The sequence below is a fragment of the Brevundimonas halotolerans genome (assembly GCF_003730275.1).
Classification (GTDB): Bacteria; Pseudomonadota; Alphaproteobacteria; order Caulobacterales; family Caulobacteraceae; genus Brevundimonas; species Brevundimonas halotolerans.
Genome location: NZ_QTTA01000024.1, coordinates 1 through 18435, shown reverse-complemented (window position 1 = coordinate 18435; position 18435 = coordinate 1). Strand labels below are relative to the sequence as shown.

At 67.5% G+C, this 18435-nt stretch carries 21 protein-coding genes; 11 read left to right on the top strand and 10 right to left on the bottom strand.

Annotated elements, in window-relative coordinates; translation table 11 throughout:
- Window positions 1–9: 9 nt before the first annotated feature.
- The gene (locus EG854_RS12575; protein WP_123288485.1) at window positions 10–567 is read right to left on the bottom strand and encodes a F0F1 ATP synthase subunit delta; all 558 of its coding nucleotides are present in this window, start codon (window positions 565–567) and stop codon (window positions 10–12) included.
- A 253-nt stretch (window positions 568–820) separates the two neighbouring features.
- On the opposite strand from EG854_RS12575, the gene EG854_RS12570 reads away from it, so the two are divergent.
- Window positions 821–1654: a TerC family protein gene (locus EG854_RS12570; protein WP_123288484.1), complete on the top strand. Its 834-nt coding sequence runs from the start codon at window positions 821–823 to the stop codon at window positions 1652–1654.
- Between the two features lie 14 nt (window positions 1655–1668).
- Here EG854_RS12570 and EG854_RS12565 read toward each other — a convergent pair whose 3' ends face one another.
- On the bottom strand, window positions 1669–3837 hold the full coding sequence (locus EG854_RS12565; protein WP_123288483.1) for a primosomal protein N': 2169 nt from the start codon (window positions 3835–3837) through the stop codon (window positions 1669–1671).
- Window positions 3838–3867: 30 nt separating this feature from the next.
- On the opposite strand from EG854_RS12565, the gene fsa reads away from it, so the two are divergent.
- Genes fsa through EG854_RS12545 form a run of 4 tightly spaced genes read left to right on the top strand, consistent with a single transcriptional unit; the run spans window position 3868 to window position 7204 of the window.
- Window positions 3868–4521 carry a fructose-6-phosphate aldolase gene (gene fsa, locus EG854_RS12560; RefSeq protein ID WP_123288482.1) on the top strand — a complete coding sequence of 218 codons (654 nt, stop codon included), beginning with the start codon at window positions 3868–3870 and terminating at the stop codon, window positions 4519–4521.
- Between the two features lie 47 nt (window positions 4522–4568).
- Window positions 4569–5276 carry a DUF484 family protein gene (locus EG854_RS12555; RefSeq protein ID WP_241153277.1) on the top strand — a complete coding sequence of 236 codons (708 nt, stop codon included), beginning with the start codon at window positions 4569–4571 and terminating at the stop codon, window positions 5274–5276.
- A complete protein-coding gene (locus EG854_RS12550) occupies window positions 5258–6208 on the top strand; it encodes a tyrosine recombinase XerC (RefSeq protein ID WP_123288481.1) in 951 nt (316 codons plus the stop codon). Before EG854_RS12555 ends, EG854_RS12550 begins: the two co-directional genes overlap by 19 nt.
- A gap of 48 nt (window positions 6209–6256) precedes the next feature.
- The gene (locus EG854_RS12545; RefSeq protein ID WP_123288480.1) at window positions 6257–7204 is read left to right on the top strand and encodes an aspartyl protease family protein; all 948 of its coding nucleotides are present in this window, start codon (window positions 6257–6259) and stop codon (window positions 7202–7204) included.
- On the opposite strand, the gene lpdA is transcribed toward EG854_RS12545, so the two are convergent.
- Together lpdA and EG854_RS12535 are read right to left on the bottom strand one after the other, a co-directional pair.
- A complete protein-coding gene (lpdA, locus tag EG854_RS12540; RefSeq protein ID WP_123288479.1) occupies window positions 7201–8619 on the bottom strand; it encodes a dihydrolipoyl dehydrogenase in 1419 nt (472 codons plus the stop codon). The two genes, EG854_RS12545 and lpdA, sit on opposite strands and share 4 nt — an antisense overlap.
- Before the next feature lie 126 nt (window positions 8620–8745).
- On the bottom strand, window positions 8746–9270 hold the full coding sequence (locus tag EG854_RS12535; protein WP_123288478.1) for a hypothetical protein: 525 nt from the start codon (window positions 9268–9270) through the stop codon (window positions 8746–8748).
- Between the two features lie 123 nt (window positions 9271–9393).
- On the opposite strand from EG854_RS12535, the gene EG854_RS12530 reads away from it, so the two are divergent.
- The 5 genes from EG854_RS12530 to EG854_RS12510 all read left to right on the top strand — a co-directional run bounded on the left by EG854_RS12530 (window position 9394) and on the right by EG854_RS12510 (window position 13009).
- Window positions 9394–9879, top strand: coding sequence for a COG3650 family protein (locus EG854_RS12530; protein ID WP_123288477.1), 486 nt, complete (start codon window positions 9394–9396; stop codon window positions 9877–9879).
- A gap of 36 nt (window positions 9880–9915) precedes the next feature.
- Complete coding sequence (locus EG854_RS12525; protein ID WP_123288476.1) at window positions 9916–11073, top strand: acyltransferase family protein; 1158 nt, start codon at window positions 9916–9918, stop codon at window positions 11071–11073.
- A gap of 34 nt (window positions 11074–11107) precedes the next feature.
- Window positions 11108–11644, top strand: coding sequence for a CHAP domain-containing protein (locus EG854_RS12520; RefSeq protein WP_123288475.1), 537 nt, complete (start codon window positions 11108–11110; stop codon window positions 11642–11644).
- A gap of 7 nt (window positions 11645–11651) precedes the next feature.
- On the top strand, window positions 11652–12443 hold the full coding sequence (locus EG854_RS12515; RefSeq protein WP_123288474.1) for a tryptophan 2,3-dioxygenase: 792 nt from the start codon (window positions 11652–11654) through the stop codon (window positions 12441–12443).
- Window positions 12444–12517: 74 nt separating this feature from the next.
- A complete protein-coding gene (locus tag EG854_RS12510; protein ID WP_164462042.1) occupies window positions 12518–13009 on the top strand; it encodes a PA2169 family four-helix-bundle protein in 492 nt (163 codons plus the stop codon).
- 66 nt (window positions 13010–13075) lie between these two features.
- On the opposite strand, the gene EG854_RS12505 is transcribed toward EG854_RS12510, so the two are convergent.
- The 6 genes from EG854_RS12505 to EG854_RS12480 all read right to left on the bottom strand — a co-directional run bounded on the left by EG854_RS12505 (window position 13076) and on the right by EG854_RS12480 (window position 18046).
- On the bottom strand, window positions 13076–13564 hold the full coding sequence (locus EG854_RS12505; RefSeq protein ID WP_123288472.1) for a surface-adhesin E family protein: 489 nt from the start codon (window positions 13562–13564) through the stop codon (window positions 13076–13078).
- A gap of 111 nt (window positions 13565–13675) precedes the next feature.
- The gene (locus EG854_RS12500; protein ID WP_123288471.1) at window positions 13676–14164 is read right to left on the bottom strand and encodes a surface-adhesin E family protein; all 489 of its coding nucleotides are present in this window, start codon (window positions 14162–14164) and stop codon (window positions 13676–13678) included.
- Between the two features lie 155 nt (window positions 14165–14319).
- On the bottom strand, window positions 14320–14745 hold the full coding sequence (gene rplS / locus EG854_RS12495; protein ID WP_123288470.1) for a 50S ribosomal protein L19: 426 nt from the start codon (window positions 14743–14745) through the stop codon (window positions 14320–14322).
- A gap of 51 nt (window positions 14746–14796) precedes the next feature.
- A complete protein-coding gene (trmD, locus tag EG854_RS12490) occupies window positions 14797–15504 on the bottom strand; it encodes a tRNA (guanosine(37)-N1)-methyltransferase TrmD (protein WP_123288562.1) in 708 nt (235 codons plus the stop codon).
- 5 nt (window positions 15505–15509) lie between these two features.
- Window positions 15510–16187 carry an NYN domain-containing protein gene (locus EG854_RS12485; RefSeq protein ID WP_123288469.1) on the bottom strand — a complete coding sequence of 226 codons (678 nt, stop codon included), beginning with the start codon at window positions 16185–16187 and terminating at the stop codon, window positions 15510–15512.
- Between the two features lie 173 nt (window positions 16188–16360).
- Window positions 16361–18046 carry a thiamine pyrophosphate-binding protein gene (locus EG854_RS12480; RefSeq protein ID WP_123288468.1) on the bottom strand — a complete coding sequence of 562 codons (1686 nt, stop codon included), beginning with the start codon at window positions 18044–18046 and terminating at the stop codon, window positions 16361–16363.
- Between the two features lie 100 nt (window positions 18047–18146).
- Here EG854_RS12480 and EG854_RS12475 point away from each other — a divergent pair, with 100 nt between their 5' ends.
- Entirely contained in the window at window positions 18147–18284 is a 138-nt protein-coding gene (locus EG854_RS12475) for an entericidin A/B family lipoprotein (protein WP_123288467.1), read from the top strand.
- Window positions 18285–18435 lie beyond the last annotated feature (151 nt).

Sequence of the window (18435 nt, the reverse complement as noted above, 5' to 3'; positions counted from 1 at the left end):
CTTGTCAGCCTATCCGGCCCGTTTGAGGGCGAATTTCATCTGGTCGAGCTTGGTCTTCAGCGAAGCGTCGTAGAGGCGCGAGCCGACCTTGACTTTCAGGCCGCCCAGCAGGGCCGGATCGACGCGGGCTTCCAGCTCGGGATCCTTGCCCAGCGCCTTGCGCAGCGAGGCCTTGATGGCATTCATCTGGGCCGCGTCCAGCGGGGCGGCCGAAACCACCTCGGCCGAGACCAGTCCGGTGCGGATGGCATACAAACGGTCGAAGCCGGCGATCACGGCGGTCAGGTCGCCCGACCGGCCGTTCTGGGCCAGCAGGCCCAGGAATTTTCGGGTCAGGCCGTCAAAACCGGCCTTGTCGGCGATGGCGATCAGGCCCCGGGCCTGGTCCTCATTGCTGATCACCGGCGAGGTGGCCAGCCGGCGCAGGTCGGCGCTCTCGCCCCAGGCCTTGCGCAGCGACTTGAGGTCGGCGCGAACGGCGTCCAGCGCCCCGCCTTCATCGGCGAGGTCGAAAAGGGCCTGCGCGTAACGTGCGCCGACAGTCGTAGTCCTGAAATCGTCAGCCACTCGTCAAAGTCCGCGATCAAAAGCGTTTGGGTCGCAACCGGCGGTGACGGATCACCCCGATCAAAGGCTTGAAATGCTTGAAAAAAGCACAACGGGTCCCTGTCTTGCGACAGAGGTCCCGGTTCAGCCGGGCGCCTGATAGCACGGGGCCTTGCCCCCCGCAACCGAGGCGGTGCGCCACAGGCGGGCGGCTTGTCGCAGGCCGCGGAGTCTCTATAGATCGGCGAAACCTTCCCTTCTGGACCGAGACTTCATGTTCGACAGCATCACGCCCCTTCTTTCCGATCCGGCGGCCTGGGCGGCCCTCGTCACCCTGATCGTCATGGAAGTGGTGCTGGGGATCGACAATCTGATCTTCATCTCGATCCTGTCGAACAAGCTGCCCGAGCATCAGCGCTCGCGCGTGCGCCGCATCGGTATTTCGCTGGCGCTGATCATGCGCCTCGCCCTGTTGTCGATGATCGCCTGGATCGTCGGCCTGACCGCGCCGGTCTTTACCGTCATGGGCAATGAGTTCTCCTGGAAGGACATCATCCTGATCGCCGGCGGCCTGTTCCTGGTGTGGAAGGCGACCAAGGAAATCCACCACACGGTCGACCCGACCCCGGCCCACGACATCCTCGACAAGAAGGATGTGGTCATCTCGAATGCCGGGGCTGCCATTTTCCAGATCATCCTTCTGGACCTGGTGTTCTCGGTCGATTCGATCCTGACGGCGGTCGGCATGACCGAGCACCTGCCGATCATGGTCGTGGCCGTTCTGGTCGCCATCACCGTCATGCTGCTGGCCGCTGACCCGCTGGCCAACTTCATCAACAAGAACCCGACCGTGGTCATGCTGGCGCTGGGCTTCCTGCTGATGATCGGCATGGTGCTGATCGCCGAAGGCTTCGGCGCCCATGTGCCCAAGGGCTATATCTACGCTGCCATGGCCTTCTCGGCCGGGGTCGAGATTCTCAACATGTGGAGCCGCAAGGCCTCGACCAAGCGAGAGAACGCCCAGCAACTCCGGGCCCAGGCCGATCAGGCCGAGGCCCGCGCCCGCGCCGCCGAGGCGGAAGCCGACGCAGCCGACAACCGGGCCTGAACCGTCAGGGGTCCCTACAGGAAGCTGTAGGGGTCCACGTCGATCGATAGCCGCACCGACGACGGCAGCTTGACCCGCGCCAGCCAGGCCCGGAGGAAGGCCTGAATGTCGACGTCGCGGTCGGCCCGGACCAGCAGCCGCTTCCTCCGCCGCCCCCGCACCAGCGCCAGCGGCGCATCGGCCGGGCCATAGACCTCCAGCCGCTCGGCATTGGGAATGGCCCCGGCCAGCAGCTGGGCGGCCTTTTCGACAGCGTCCGCCTTGTCGCCCGACAGGATCAGCGCCGCCAGACGTCCGAACGGGGGCAGGGCGGCCAGCCGCCGCTCCTCTGATTCGGTGGCCAGGAAGCTGTCGCGGTCGCCCGCCGCCAGCGCCTGCAGCACCGGATGCTCGGGCGTCCAGGTCTGCAGCAGGGCCCGACCCGGGCGCTCGGCCCGCCCCGCCCGGCCCGTGGCCTGCATAAGCAGCTGGAAGGTCCGCTCGGCCGCGCGCAGGTCGCCGCCCCTCAACCCCAGATCGGCATCGACCACCCCGACCAGCGTCAGATTGGGAAAGTTGTGACCCTTGGCCGCCGCCTGGGTCGCCACCAGAATATCGATCTCGCCGCGCTCCATCGCCTCGACCAGATCGCGGGCCGAGCGCCCATCGGGCGTGGTGTCGGAGGAAAAGATCGTCGTGCGCGCCTCGGGGAACAGGCTGCGGACCTCTTCCTCGACGCGCTCCACGCCCGGGCCGACCGGCACCAGACTGTCCTTGGCCCCGCACGACGGGCAGGTGTCGGGCCGGGCCATGGAAAAGCCGGTCAGGTGACACACCAGCCGCCCGGTATAGCGGTGCTCGACCAGCCATGAATCCGTGTCCGGCGCCGTCATCCGGTGCCCACAGGCCCGGCACAGCACCACGGGGGCATAGCCGCGCCGGTTCAGGAACAGCAGGGTCTGCTCGCCGCGCGCCAGGGTCTCGGCCATGGCGGCACGCAGGGGCGGGCTCAGCCAGGTCTGCGGCTCGGGGGGATCGGCGCGCAGGTCCAGCAGGGTGATGTCGGGCAGCACCGCCGTCCCATGCCGCGCCGTCAGCCTCAGTTCGCGATACCGCCCCTGCCGCGCATTGCCCAGCGTCTCCAGCGAGGGGGTGGCCGAGGCCAGCACCACCGCCGCGCTCTCGAACCGCGCCCGGGCCACGGCCAGGTCGCGTCCCTGATAGATCAGGCCGTCCTCCTGCTTGTACGACCCGTCGTGTTCCTCATCGACGACGATCAGCCGCAGATTCGGGAAGGGCAGGAACAGGGCCGAGCGCGCCCCAACCACGATGCGACAGTGGCCCGAGACCACGGCGTCCCAGACCTGTCGCCTGCGCGGTCCGGTCAGGCCCGAATGCCACTCCGCCGGGGCCGCGCCGAACCGGGCGGTGATGCGGGCGATGACCGCCTGGGTCAGGGCGATCTCGGGCAGCAGGATCAGCGCCTGCGCCTGCGGATACCCCTCCAGTAGCCGCGCCACCGCCTCCAGATAGGCTTCGGTTTTGCCCGAGCCGGTCACCCCGTCCAGCAGAAAGGCGACGAATTCCCCTGACAGGGCCGCCTGACCAATCTGGCCGGCGGCCTCGGCCTGGTCCGGATTCAGCTCGACCCGGGCATGGTGGGGATCCGGTGCCTGCAACGGGTTGCCGGTTTCAGCCGGGCGAGCCGTAATCACCCCCTCGTCCACCAGTCCCTTGACCACCCCCGCCGAGACGCCGGCCGCACGCCCCAGCTCCGCGGCGCTGGCAACCGTCGGCCCTTCGTCGAGGGCCTGCAGCACCGCCGCCCGGGCAGGAGTCAGGCGGACGGGCGCCTTGCCCGCCACCCGGTGCAGGCGCAGGGGCGGCTTTGGCGGTGCGTGGCGCAGCGCCTTCAGCGACAGGGCCGCCATCTCGCCGGGCGGCGACAGGGTCCAGCGCGCGGCCCATTCCAGAAAATCGAGCGTCGCGGCGGGCAGGGCGGGCAGGTCCAGCCGGGCCACAATGGCCTTCAGCCGCCGGTTGGTCGCCGGAATCTCGCGCACTTCGCTGACGACGCCCGTCATCTGGCGAGGTCCCAGCGGCACGGTGACCAGATCGCCGCGGGCCAGCGCCATGTCGTCCGGCACGACATAGTCGAACGGTTCGTCGACCGGCAGGGGAATCAGGACGGCGGCGACTTTCACCGGCGGGCCCCGTGGTCTAGAACCCCCGGCATGAAACTGTTTCTCGATACCGCCGACGTCGCCGTCATCAAGGACATGCTGCCCACCGGAATGGTGGACGGCGTGACCACCAATCCGTCCCTGATCGCCAAGTCTGGTCGCAACATCGCTGAGGTCATCGCCGAGATTTGCGCCCTCGTCGAGGGGCCCATTTCGGCCGAGGCTGTCGCGACCGACTTCGAGACCATGGTCAAGGAGGGCGAAAAGCTGGCCGGCATCGCGCCGAACGTGGTGGTCAAGCTGCCCCTGACCTGGGACGGCCTGCGGGCCACGCGGGCCTTTGCCGACAAGGGCATCCGCACCAATGTGACCCTGTGCTTCTCGGCCGCCCAGGCCATGCTGGCGGCCAAGGCCGGGGCCAGCTTCATCTCGCCTTTCGTCGGGCGGCTGGAAGATCACGGCGCCGACGGAATCGTCCTGCTGGAAGAAATCCGCGCCCTCTACGACATCCACGGCTTCGAGACCGAGGTGCTGGCCGCCTCCCTGCGCAATCCCGGCCATGTCTCGGCGGCGGCGCTGGCCGGCGCCGATGCGGCGACCCTGCCGGTCGACACCTTCAAGGCGCTGGTCAAGCACCCGTTAACCGACAAGGGTCTTGATGCCTTCCTGGCCGACTGGGGCAAGACCGGCCAGAGCATTCTGTAAGACGGCGCGCCGGTGACCCGGTCGGTCGCGCCGAACCGGGGCCAACCGTGACCGAGACCGCCGACCTGTTCCATGACGACCCCGCAGATGAGGGCCCCCGCTGGCCCGAGGTGCGCGCCTGGCTGCAGAGCCATGCCGCGACCTTGGTCGAGGACCGCGCCCTGCTGCAGGAACTCGGTCTGCGCCCGCACGGCCCCAATGTCGTGGACTTCGGCGCCGCCGCCCTGTCGCGGGTCGAGGCCGTCGCCGCGCGAGAAGCCGGAGCCCGCAAGGCCATCGAGGGCGTCGCCCGCGCCAATTTCGCCGCCCAGGCCCAGACCCATGTGGCTGTCCTCGACCTGATGGAGGCGCGCAACCCCTCCGACCTCGCCCGTCGGCTGGATGCCGCCGCCCAGGCTCGCTTCGGTCTCGCCGGGGCGTCGATCGTTCTGGAAAAGCCGGGCGGCATTCCCTTTGGCTGGCGCGCGCTCGATCCCGGCGGCGTCGACGGCCTGCTGGGCCGGAACGGCCTGCACAGGCTGGGCACAGGCGGGCAGGGGCTGGGCCTGTTCGGCGCCGCCGAGGACGAGGTCCGCTCGGTGGCCCTGGTCCGCATGGCCCCGCATGTCGGCCCGAATGGCACCACGCGCCCGGCCCTCTGTGCCTTCGGCTCGCCCGACCCCGAAGGCTTCACACCCGAGATGGGCTGCGAACTGGCGGCCTTCCTCACCCGGGTGATCGAACGTATGGCCGAGCGATGGCCGATCCTCAGTTGACCCTCCCGCAGCCCGGCGCGCCCGCAGAGACAGCGCTTCACGCCTGGCTGCACCATCTGGCGCATGAGCGCCGCCTGTCGCCCCGCACGCTGGAGGCCTATGGCCACGCCGGACGTCGCTATCTGGCCTTTCTGGCCGGCCACCGGGGCGGGGCCCTGACGGTCGGCGATCTGGCCGATATCACGCCGTCCGACCTGCGCGCCCATCTGGCCGAGCGGCGATCCGGCGCTCACCCCCTGTCGGCCCGCTCGCTCAGCCAGGCCCTGTCGGCCATCCGCGCCTTTCACGGCTTTCTGGAGCGGCGGCTGGGGATCGAGGCGCCCGAACTGGCGCTGGTGCGTGGCCCGCGCATCAAGCCCTCCCTGCCGCGCGCCCTCCAGATCGATCAGGCGCTGGAGCTGATGGAGGCCACCGGCGACGACGCCGAAACCCCACCGTGGGAGGCCGCCCGCGACCGCGCCGTGCTGATGCTGCTGTACGGCTGCGGCCTGCGCATCTCCGAGGCCCTCAGCCTGACCGATGCCGAAGTGCCCATGGGCGAGACCCTGCGCATCACCGGCAAGGGCACCAAGACCCGCATTGTGCCGGTTCTGCCCCAGGTCGCCAGTGCCGTGGCCGCCTATCGCACCCTCCGCCCCTGGACCGAGGGCCCCGACCGCGCCCTTTTCCTCGCCAGACGTGGCGGCAAGCTCAGTCCGCGTCAGGTGCAGGCGGCCGTCCAGACCCTGCGCCGTCGCCTCGGCCTGCCCGAGACGACTACGCCCCACGCCCTGCGCCACAGCTTTGCCACCCATCTGCTGGGCACCGGTGCCGACCTGCGCAGCCTGCAGGACCTGCTGGGTCACGCCAGCCTGTCGACCACCCAGAAATACACCGCCGTCGACGCCGCCCGCCTCATGGGCGTCTATTCATCCGCCCACCCGAGGGGTTAGGGTGGACCCAGCCCGGCATCAGACCGGGCATGGGGCAGGGAGATATCGGTGACCGGTCTGGATCGGCGGACCCTCATTCTTTCAGCGGCGGGGCTGGCTGTGGCCGGTCCGGCCCTGGCGACGCCGATGCGGCAGGACCCCGAACCGCGCCTGCTGACCAATATCCTGACCCGCGTGGCGGCCGAGGTCGAGCTGAACGGCAGCAACCGCTATCCGCTGGTGCTCGACACCGGCGCCGGACGCACCGTGCTGGCCGATACCGTGGTGCGCGATCTGAACCTGCCGGCGGGCCCGCCGGTTCTGGTCCATGCCATCACCTCGGCCGAGGTGTTGCCGACGGTCCGGTTGGCCCAGCTGGATTTCGCGGGGCGGCGGTTCAACGATCTGGTCTGTCCGGTGGTCAGCCGGGATCTGCTGGCCGCCGACGGCCTGCTGGGTCTGGACGTGCTGTCGCGCTACCGGCTCAGCATCGATCTGGCCCGCAGGCGGGTGTCGATGCGGCCTTCGGGCAGCGATGTGTTCGAGGGCAGCCCGGCCTTTGCCTCACCGTCGCGCCTGACCCGGGAGGGCGTCCGCGCCGAAATCGGGCGGTTCGGACAGCTGATCCTGCCGACCGCCCGGGCGGGGGGTGTGACCCTGTCGGCCTTTGTCGACACCGGCGCCCAGTATTCGATCGGCAATCTGGCCCTGCTGGAGGCGCTCAGCGCCGGACGGGCGGATCAGCCGGGCCGCAATGTCGAGGTCTATGGGGTCACCGGTCAGGTGCTGATGGCCCGCGAGCGTGAGGTGCGTGGCCTCGAGATCGCCAACCGCGACCTTGGCCCCACGACCCTTCTGTTCGCCGATCTGCACGCCTTTTCGGCGCTGGACCTGATCGCGGCCCCGGCTCTGCTGATCGGGGCCGACATCCTGTACCGCTTCCGCCGGGTCGAGCTGGATTATGGCCGCAGGCGTATGACCTTGAGCGGCCTCAGGCCAGCCGCGCGAACCCGCTAGGCCTGCATGGTCCAGCCTTCGACGCCCATGGCGGCCTGACGCACGGCCTCCGAGCGGGTCGGGTGGGCGTGGCAGGTGCGGGCGATGTCCTCCGACGAACCGCCGAAGGCCATGGCCATGGCGGCCTCATGGATCATCTCACCGGCTTGCGGACCCAGGATGTGGACGCCCAGCACCTTGTCGGTTTCGGCATCGGCCAGCACCTTGGCATAGCCGTCGGTCTCGTGATTGATCTTGGCGCGGCTGTTGGCGGTAAAGGGGAATTTCCCGACCTTGTAGGCGACGCCCGCCGCCTTCAGCTGGTCCTCGGTCTGGCCGACCCAGGCCACTTCGGGGCTGGTGTAGACCACGCCGGGCACCAGGTTGTAGTCGACGTGCCCGGCCTTGCCGGCGATGGTCTCGATGGCGGCGACCGCGTCTTCCTCGGCCTTGTGGGCCAGCATCGGGCCGTGGGTCACATCGCCGACCACCCAGATGCCGTCCGTACCGGTCCGGAAGTGGTCATTGTCAAGGAAGCCGCGCTTGTCGGTGGTCAGGCCGACCGTCTCCAGCCCCAGGCCTTCGGTGTAGGGACGGCGGCCGATGGCGACCAGCACCACATCGCCCTTCAGCGTCTCGGCCTCGCCGCCTTTGGCGGGCTCGATCGTCAGCTCAACGCCGGACTTGGAGGTCCTGGCCCCGGTCACCTTGGCACCCAGCTTGAACTTCATGCCCTGCTTGGTCAGCACCCGCTGAAAGGCCGTGGCCACATCGCTGTCCACGCCCGGGGTGATGCGGTCCAGATATTCAACCACGGTCACCTCGGCGCCCAGACGCCGCCAGACCGAGCCCAGTTCCAGCCCGATGATGCCGGCGCCGACCACGATCAGCTTCTCGGGCACCTTGTCCAGCGCCAGTGCGCCGGTGGAATCGATCACCTTGCCAGCCTCAAAGGTCACGCCGGGCAGGGGGGTGGGCTCCGAGCCCGTGGCGATGACGACATTGGCCGTCTTCAGCGTGGTGGTCGTGCCGTCGGCGGCCTCAACCTCGACCACGCCCTTGCCCTTCAGACGGCCCCGGCCCTTCACCCAGTCGACCTTGTTCTTCTTGAACAGGAATTCGATGCCCTTGGTCAGGGCCGTCACGCTTTCCTGCTTCTGCTTCATCATCTGGCCGAGGTTCAGCGTCGGCGACACCTCAATGCCCAGTCCGGCGAACTCGCGCCCGGCGGCCTCATACATCTCCGAAGCATGCAGCAGGGCCTTGGAGGGCATGCAGCCCACGTTCAGACAGGTGCCGCCCAGGGTCTCGCGCATCTCGATGCAGGCGACCTTCAGCCCCAGCTGGCCGGCGCGGATGGCGGCATTATAACCCCCGGGCCCCCCGCCGATGATGACGACGTCATAGGGGGTGTCGGATGCGGAAGCCTGGGCCATGGGTGTCCTCGGTCGGGTCGGAAACGCGGCAGACGGCCGGGGAGGGCCGCGCCAGATCGGTCGATCGTCGGTCTAGCGCCCCTGACGCGGGAATCAACCGGCAAGACCGATGTGGGGTCGGGAGCCCTAGATGGAAAGTTGGCCCGGCGTCCTTTTGCGGCGGCGCGCCCGTGTGACCACCACGATAAGTATACCGACCACAATCAGCGCTCCCAGCACCAGCCAGGTCGGGTCAACGCCCAGATCAGCTCCCAGTCCGCCGGGCGCGGCGGCCGGACCGCCTTCGGTGATTGTCGATTGCATCGAGGGGGCATCGGGGTCGACCTTGCCACCGGCATCACCGCCACCCCCGAAGCCGCCCCGGTCGATCGCCAGTCGCAACACGGCATCGGCCATGAAACCGAGGAAATAGGCCACGGCAGCTTTCGGATTACCCGATCCCAGCAGGGCCGCCGCGGCCAGATACAGCACCACCGCCCCGACCCACAGGGCGACAACCGGCAGGTCCAGCCCGACCTGGGCCTCGGCCCCGGCGCGATTTGCGGCGGCATCCATGCCCGCGCCTTCGAGGAAGGGCGACAGGAAAGGCCAGGCCAGCCAGCCGGCATAGGCCAGCACCGCGAGAACAAGGAGGATACGCAGGATCTTCATGGGGCACCCTTTCAGATTTCGGCGTTAACCCTACACCGGAACCCGGAAATCGCCGAGGGGGGCCGACTTGACCCCGGCCGCGGGATGGCGTTGGCATGGCGCGAACGTTTCTGGAGTCCTGTGATGCGTCTGATCCTGTCCGCCGTGGCCGTTCTGGCCCTCGCCGCCTGTTCGCCCGAGGCCGAGGCCCCGCCGCCCGTTGAGGCTCCGGCCCCGGTGCTGGAACTGGGCGGAGTGCCGCTGGATCAGCCCCTGCGGGCGCTGGGCACCGAACCCTTCTGGGGTGTGGACGTGACCGCCGATGCCCTGGTCTATTCCGGTGTGGATCGCCCTGAGCGTCGGGCCACCCATGACGGCGTCGAACTGATGGGCACCGTGGCCAGCTGGCGTGGCACCACCTCTGACGGTGCCCCCATGGACCTGATCCTGATGGCGACCGAGTGCTCGGACGGCATGAGCGACCGCACCTATCCGCTGACGGCCCGTCTCGAGGTCGGCGGGGAGACCCTGAACGGCTGTGCCGCGACCGTCTCGGCCATCATGAGCGCGGGCGAATCCGGCCTCGTGGTCGATGCCCCGGCAGATGCGGCACCCGCCCCCGCCTCTTAACGGTTCTCACATCGGCGGCATGGCAGGGTTTCGGCCATGACCGCTTCACCGCCCGAACTCCACGGCCCCGCCGATCTCCGCCCCCTGACGGCGCTGCGCTTTCTGGCTGCGGCCTGGGTGGTGGTCTATGCCTTCTGGCCGGACCTCGACGTCGGTGTCCTGCCCCATGCGGTGGCCAAGGGCTATCTGGGGGTCGAGGTCTTCTTCGTCCTGTCGGGCTTCATCCTGTGCCACGTCTATCTCGAGGCGTTCGGCACCCGTCGGTCCGACTATGGCGGCTTCCTCTGGGCCCGGCTGGCTCGGGTCTATCCGCTGCATCTGTTCACCCTGTTCGGCGTGATGGCGCTGGGGCTGGCGGCCACGGTCGCCGGCATGTCGCTGAATGCCAGTGTGCTTGACTGGGCCTCCCTGCCCGCCAATCTGGCCATGGTCCATGCTTGGGGTCTGGCGCCCGAAGCGGCCTTCAACCACCCCTCCTGGTCGATCTCGGCGGAATGGTTCGCCTATCTGACCTTCCCCGTCTTCGCCGCCGTCGCCTGGCGGATGCGCGACCGGCCATGGATCGCCGTTGCTCTCACAGCGGCCTTAATTCCGGCCATCTATCTGGTGTTTCAGGCGCTGGCCGGCTTCCCGCTGACCCAGGCGACCATTCAGTGGGGCGCGCTCCGGATCGTGCCGTGCTTCGCCTATGGCTGTGCCCTCTATCTGCTGTACCGCCGCGCGCCGCTGGCCCGTCCGGCGGCCCTTGCGGCCGTCTCCGCCCTGGCGCTGGCCGTCTCTGCGGCCCTCAGCGCCCCCGACGCCCTGATCGTGGTGCTGGCGGGTCTGATGATTTTGGGCCTCGCGGGCATTCCCAACAGCCGCGCGGGCCTCATGGCCTCGGCCCCCGCCGTCTATCTGGGGGAGATCAGCTACTCGGTCTATATGGTCTGCATTCCGGTCAAACTGGTCGCGGTCAATGTCGCTGCCCGCCTGACCGGCGCGGGCGATGCCGGCCTGTGGTGGCCCGTCTGGCTGGCGCTGGTGCTGATGGTGCCGGTGGTGGCGGCCGGGACCTATCATCTGGTCGAACGACCGGCACGTGGCTGGCTCCGCGCCCGAAGGACCGGACGGGCAAAGCCGACGTCGCCCACAGTGTCGCCCACAGCGAATTCGCCTGTCGAGGGGTTTCAGGCTCCGAAAACTATCGTATAGGCCGAAGCAGTCTCAACAGCGCACAGTGCTCCGCATGCTGAAACGCCTCTCCGCCCTCTTGGTTGCCGCCACCCTTGGTCTCAGCCTGTTCGCCGTCTCTCCGGGACGGACCCAGGACGTCTATTGGCAGTGTGTCACCTTTGTGCGGTTGGCGTCGGGCATCGAGATCTACGGCGATGCCTGGACCTGGTGGCGTCAGGGCACCCAGCAGTTCCGCACCGGCACCCAGCCTGAGACCGGCGCCGTCCTGGTGTTCCAGCCCCACGGGCGCATGACACGCGGCCATGTGGCCATGGTCTCCGAAGTGCTGACCGATCGCGTGATCCGCGTTACCCACGCCAATTGGGGCGGAAGCCGCGGCAAGATCGAGGAAAACGTCACCGTGGTCGACGTTTCCGACGCCGGTGACTGGAGTGCGGTCAAGGTCTGGTACGCCCCGATCAACGATCTCGGCTCCAGCGTCTATCCGATCTACGGCTTTGTTTATAAGGAGCCGCTGACCAGCGCGGCCCCCCTGCGTCAGGCCGCCCTGCCGGAGACCTCTGCGGAGTTCGGCTTCGGCCAGCCGTGAGGCCGGCATGACCCGCCCCATCACCTATGCCGGCTATCTGGCGCTGGATGACCTTCTGGCCTGCCAGCACCCGCTGTCGGACCAGCATGACGAAATGCTGTTCGTCATCATCCACCAGACCAAGGAACTGTGGCTCAAGCAGATCCTGCACGAACTGGCGCTGGCCCAGCAGCTGGTACGCGCCGGCGATCTGGTTCCCGCCTACAAGAGCATGGCCCGGATCAGCCGCATCCAGGCGGTCATGACCCAGAGCTGGGACATCCTGGCCACCCTGACCCCCGCCGACTATCTGCGCTTTCGCGGCGTTCTGGGCACCAGCTCGGGCTTTCAGAGCGACCAGTTCCGCCGGGTCGAGGCCATGCTGGGTCTCAAGGACGCCCGTTTCCTCGCCCACCACGAGGACCGGCCCGATGCCCACGCCGCGCTGAAGGCCGCCATCGAGGCGCCCAGCCTCTACGACGACGCTCTGCATCAACTGGCCCGCGCCGGGTTCGACTTGCCGCCCGAGGTGCTGGAGCGCGACATCAGCGCCCCCTACGAACCCCATCCGGCGGTCGAGGCCGCCTGGCTGACGGTCTATCGCGAGTCCGAACGCTACTGGGCGCTCTATCAGCTGGCCGAGAAGCTGGTCGATCTTGACGATGCCCTACTGACCTGGCGACACAAGCATGTGGTCACGGTCGAGCGCATCATCGGCCGCAAGACCGGCACCGGCGGCACCGATGGCGTCGGCTATCTGACCGAAACGCTCAAGCGCCGCTGCTTCCCCGAGCTCTGGTCCCTGCGCACCCGTTTGTGATCCGCGTCGGGCAACCCGCCCTCCCGTCCATGCATTTTCCTTTCAAGGGAGAGGTGTTGGAACAGGAGGTCACCATGGCCCGACTGGATATCACCGATGCACACCGCCGCGATCACGCGCACGATATCGGTGTGCTCAACCGCCTGATCGAGGTCACCCTCGACAGTGCTGAAGGCTATCGGGACGCGGCCCGCGACAGCCACGATCCCGGCCGAAAACTGGCCTATGGACGACGGGCCGAGCAGCGCGACGCCGTCGTTCAGTCCCTGCAGAATGCCCTGCGCGACCTCGGTGGCCACCCGGGAGACAGCGGCTCCCTGCTGGGCAAGGCCCACCGGGCCTTCATGGACGTCAAACACGCCCTGCTGCGCGACGACGACACCCTCGACGGTTCCATCCGCAATGGCGAATCCTGGCTGATCGACACCTGGGAGGTCGCCCTCAATGACCCCGACCTCGGCGAGTCGACCCGTCATGTCATTCGCCGGGCGTTCGACGTCATCGATCCATACCCCGGCGACCGCGAGGAGCATCTGTTGCCGCCTGAGGACGGCCTGCGCGCCTGATTGCTGCGACCACGAAAAAGGGCTCCGGCGCAAACCGGAGCCCTTTCTGCATTCTGGAGGCGTGGGTTACTGCTCCACGACCCAGTCGCGATAGACGGCGATGATGCCGGTCAGATTGTCGCCGACTTCGCTGTCGTCGGGGATCACGCCGTCACAGGCGATGCCCTTGAAGGTCGCGTTATTGCTGTCGGGAGCCACCGCTTCCCACGGCTCGTCGTCGTCAATGGCCCCCATGAAGCCGCCATTGACGTCATAGGCGGCGGCGCCCGGCGTACGATAGGTCGAGTTCGCGCAGTTGAACTCATAGGCCATGTCCAGACGGGCGATGCCGCTTTCGGCCACCTGGTCCGGGTGCGAGCCCATGACGATGGTGATGCTGGCGATATTGCCCGACTTGCGAACCGATCCGCCCGAGGCGAGGGCCAAGGCATTGGTGTCGGCATCGATGATGTAATAGGGGGCCGAGACCGGCGGGGCCGACTGGGCCTGGGCGGCGGAAAAGCCAAAGGTCGTGGCTGCCAGGGTTCCGGCAGCGAAGGCAAGGGCGAGGCGCATGATAATCTCCTGAACAGGCGTCTGACCGAATTCATAACCCGGCTTTTTGAAACGCGACAGGGGGCAGGCGCCTCGCGTCAGGTTCAGTCATGCAGGGCCGGCCGGGTCGGCCTACTGCTCGAGAATGAAGGCGCGGTATTCGGTGACGATTATCTGGACGTCGCCTTCCAGCTCGCTGCCGGCCGGAATGGTGCCGTTGCAGGCGAAGTCCAGCACAAGGGCGGATGGCGCGTCCGGGTTGACCGCCTCCCAGTCCGCGTCGTCCGTGAGGGCACCCATCAACTCGCCCCCCGCGCCATACCCGGCAAAGCTCGGCGTCTTGTACGTCGCGTTCCGGCAATCGAACTGATAGCGCATGTCCAGACGCGCGAACCCGGTCTCGGCCAGGGTTTCCGGTGACGAGCCCGTGATGACGGTGACGTTCGCGATATTGCCCGATTTCTGCACGGTGCCCCCCGCGACAAAGATCAGCGCCTCCCGCGTGATGTCGATCAGATAATAGGGTCCGTCGACTGCAGGCGCTTCCTGAGCGCGGGGCGCGGACACGCCGAGGGTCGTGGCGGCGACGACGGCGGTGGCGAGAGTAACGGCGAGGCGCATGGCAGGCTCCAGGATGGCGATCCCGGCAGGTTACTCGCCGCGGCGCCGTCGGCAAGCGTCGATCTCTGACGTCTTCTGATGGAGCCCCGACCAGCGGCACAGCAAAAAGGCCCCGGAGCGATCCGGGGCCTCTCGCGTCCTTGCGGACCTGTGTCTTACGCTTCGGTGTCGGGGGTCTCGGCCTTGCCGGTCTCCGGCACGGCGACGCCCTTGGCCGGACGCACCGTCTGGCGCTCGGCGATACGGGCCGACTTGCCGCGACGGTCGCGCAGATAATAGAGCTTGGCGCGCCGCACGACGCCGCGACGCTTGACCTCGATGGATTCGATGTTCGGCGACAGGATCGGGAATTTCCGCTCCACACCTTCGCCGAAGCTGATCTTGCGGACCGTGAAGGTCTCGTTCACGCCGCCACCCGAGCGGGCGATGCAGACACCTTCAAAGGCCTGGACGCGTTCACGCTCGCCTTCCTTGATCCGCACATTGACGCGCAGGGTGTCGCCGGGCTGGAAAACCGGGATCTCACGGGTTTCGAGCAGGCGGGCTTTTTCTTCGGCAGCGAGCTGCTGGACGATATTCATGGTCACTCTCCGTCGGGCTTTGCGCCCTTTAGCTGTCAATTGGCGAGGGTATCAGCCTCGCGGGGTGGTCTTGTCCGCAAAGGCGGCCCACAGATCGGGACGCCGCTCACGGGTGGTCTTCTCCCTTTGCTCCTCGCGCCACCGTGCGACCTTTTGATGGTCACCCGACAGCAGGACCTCGGGAATGTCGTGCCCCTCGAACGTCCGCGGCCTCGTGTACTGCGGATGCTCCAGAAGCCCGTCCTCGAAACTCTCGCTCTCCAGACTGGCCGCCTGGCCGAGGACGCCGGGCAACAGTCTCACGCACGCCTCGATCGCCACCATCGCCGCCGCCTCGCCACCGGCCAGGACCGCGTCGCCGACGGCGACCTCCTCGAACCCGCGCGCGTCGAGCACACGCTGGTCCACCCCCTCGAACCGGCCGCACAGCACGACAAGACCGTCGGCTGTGGCCCAGTCCTTCACACGCGCCTGGGTCAGGGGCCGACCCCGGGCACTCATGTACAGAAGGGGTCGTTTGGGCCCATCCAGACTGTCGAGAGCCCGGGCGACCACATCGGCCTTCAGCACAGCTCCGGGGCCGCCACCCGCAGGGGTGTCGTCCAGGAAGCCGCGCCTATCGTCGCTAAAGGCCCGGATGTCAACCGTTTCAAGGCTCCACAGCCCCCGCTCACGCCACGCCGTCCCGATCAGCGACACGCCGAGCGGCCCCGGAAACGCCTCCGGAAACATGGTCAGAACGGTAACGGGGTAGGGCATGGGGGTCACCAATCCATCGGCTTGGTGAAAGTGCCTGATGCGTCTGTCATGGTGGTGGGCAGTTGGCAGGCTGCCAGATCGTGCTGGCGAATGTCTCTCTTGAAGCTGGCGAGCTTTTTCAACTCAGCGCTCCCATTGGGTCGAGGGGGGATCAGGCCGACAACAATGCCGCCATCCGTCTGCGCCATACGGATGGGAGTCAGAAGATCGGAGTCATTGGAGACCACTACTGCTGCCGGGACCGTCCCCTTCAATGCGTCCCGCAACAGATGGGCGGCCAGATTGACATCCGATCCCTTCTCTTCGGTCTTGTGCACCCATTCCATCACGACCGCGCCGTTTGGATTTCGCTTCACGACCAGCTGCCCATTATTTCGCAGCGGATAGCCCTTGGGGTTACATTCGAGAACAGGTGCACGAACTGGCGATGCTAGGAAATTGCCGAAATGAACCTGAACACGGGAAAGCGTGGCCAGAGCGCGAAGATATGTGGCCTGGCGAACGGCAACGTCTGTGTTGCCGGGGCGGGATTCTACCCGCGCAGTGAAGTAGTGTATTGTTTCGACCTGATTTCGAGGAAGCACGCGGTCGAAAAGCTGTTCCAGATCAAGCCACTTGTAAGGCGTGCCCTTCAGGCAGCCGTAATAGAGGTTGAAACCGTCTACGTAGACATTCGTCCGCATGGCCTAGCCAGAAAATGCAACGGCGGACCCTTGGGCCCGCCGCGCGTCCGACCGCCGAAGCAATCGGAGGAGTGATGTACGTCAGAATGTGCACGGCATGCACAAAAGTCAAGTTTCGCTAGATATTCTCCGACAGTCAGGCGTCTCGTGACGCGAGGAGCGAAGCGGCGCTCCTACCCCCCACGCATCCCGCTGATGGTGCGGTTGGGCGCGATGTCCTCGGCCGAGGTGATCAGGTGGATCAGGGCGGGCACGCCCTGTTCGCGGGCCTCCCTCCGCGCCGTCTCCAGCGCGCCTGCAAAATCCTCGGTCGTCTCGCAACGCACGCCGAACGCTCCAAACGCCTCGGCCCATTTGACGAAGTCGGGGTTCTTCAGATCGGTGGCGATCACCCGTTCCGCGCCGGGGTAGTGCCCCTCCTGGTGCATGCGGATGGTGCCATAGGTCGAGTTGTCGACCACGATCACCACGGGGTTCAGCCCGTGCTGAACGGCGGTGGCCATCTCCTGACCGGTCATCATGAAGTCGCCGTCGCCGGCCACGCAGATGACCTCGTGATCCGGGTGGACCGCCTTGGCCGCCAGCGCCGCCGGCCAGCCATAGCCCATGGCCCCCGACGTCGGGGCCAGCTGCGTCCGGCACGCGCGGTGGCGGTAAAACCGGTGCAGCCAGGCGGCAAAGTTTCCGGCGCCATTGGTGATGATGGCATCGGCGGGCATGACCTCGCCCAGATGCTTCATGCACTGGCTCAGATTGACCGCGCCGGTCACCTTGACCGGCGTCGAAAAGGCCTCGAAATCCGCATGGGCGGCGTCGCCCAGATCGTGCCAGGTGCGGCCCGGCTCCAGCTGCGACAGGGCCAAGGCCGCCAGACTGTTATCCGCCACAGCCGACGTCAGCGTCGGCCAGACCCGGCCCAGTTCCTCGGGCCCCGGGTGGGTGTGCACCAGCACCCTGGCCGTGTGCTCCCGGTCGAACAGGGTATAGCCCTGCGTCGGGTTCTCGCCCAGCCGTGCGCCGATGGCGATGATCAGGTCGGCGTTCTTCGCCCGCGCCATCAGCTTGGGATTGCAGCCCAGCCCGAGATCTCCGGCATAGTTCGGCCGGTCATTGGCGATGATATCCTTGCGGCGGAACGAGCCGGTGATCGGCAGGCCCAGCGCCTCGGACCAGGCGGCCAGCGCATGCGCCGCCTCATGGGTCCAGCCCGAGCCGCCGACGATCAGCAGCGGCCGCTCCGCCTTGGCCAGCCGCGCCTCGATCTCGCGGGCAATCGCGGGGTCCAGCGCAGACCGGGCCGGGGTCACGGGCCGGACCGGGGCCGGACCGCCGTCGTCGTGCAGGATGTCTTCGGGCAGGGCGATGACCACCGGCCCCATCCGCCCCTGCAGGGCGGTGGCGATGCCGCGCTCGACGATCTCGACCGTGCGCGCCGGCGTTTCGATCTCGGTCGCCCATTTGGCCAGGCCGCCGAACACCTCGCGGTAATCGACCTCCTGAAACGCCCCGCGTCCCCGGTCGGTCAGGGCGATCTGGCCGACGAACAGGATCATCGGCGTAGAGTCCTGATGCGCCGTATGCACGCCGATCGAGGCGTGCGTCGCGCCCGGTCCGCGCGTGACCATGCAGACCCCGGGCTTGCCCGTCAGCTTGCCATAGGCCTCAGCCATATTGGCGGCCCCCGCCTCATGTCGGCAGGTGATCACCCGGATCTGGTCGCGCACATCGGCCAGCGCATCCAGCACGGCCAGATAACTCTCCCCCGGCACGCAGAAGACGGTGTCGATCTCATTGATCAGAAGGGTCTGCACCAGACGGTGGGCGGCGCTCGTGCGGGCGGTGTGTGCGGTTTGGCTCATGCGTCTGCTGCTAGCAGATCAGGGCCAGTCTTGACCATTGCTCTGCCATGCAACCCGCAGGCCGGGTCCGCGTTAGAGCTTGGCCATACAGGAGTTCCCCATGCGCAAGATCATCACCCTGGCCCTCATCGCCTCGGCCCTGGCCGTTTCTGCCTGCAACACCATTTCCGGCATCGGTCGCGATGTCGAAGCCGTCGGCGGCGCCGTCACCAGCGGTGCCGAAGAAGCGAAAAACTAGGTCCAATCGACATTCAGGGATTCACTTGGGCCTGAATGCGTGATTCATAGGTCTCCGCTTTGACGGAGGTCTGTGATGGGTGTGAAGCGGTACGAACTGGATGAAGCGCAGTGGGCCCGTATCGAGCCGCTGCTCCCGGGGAAGGCGTCGG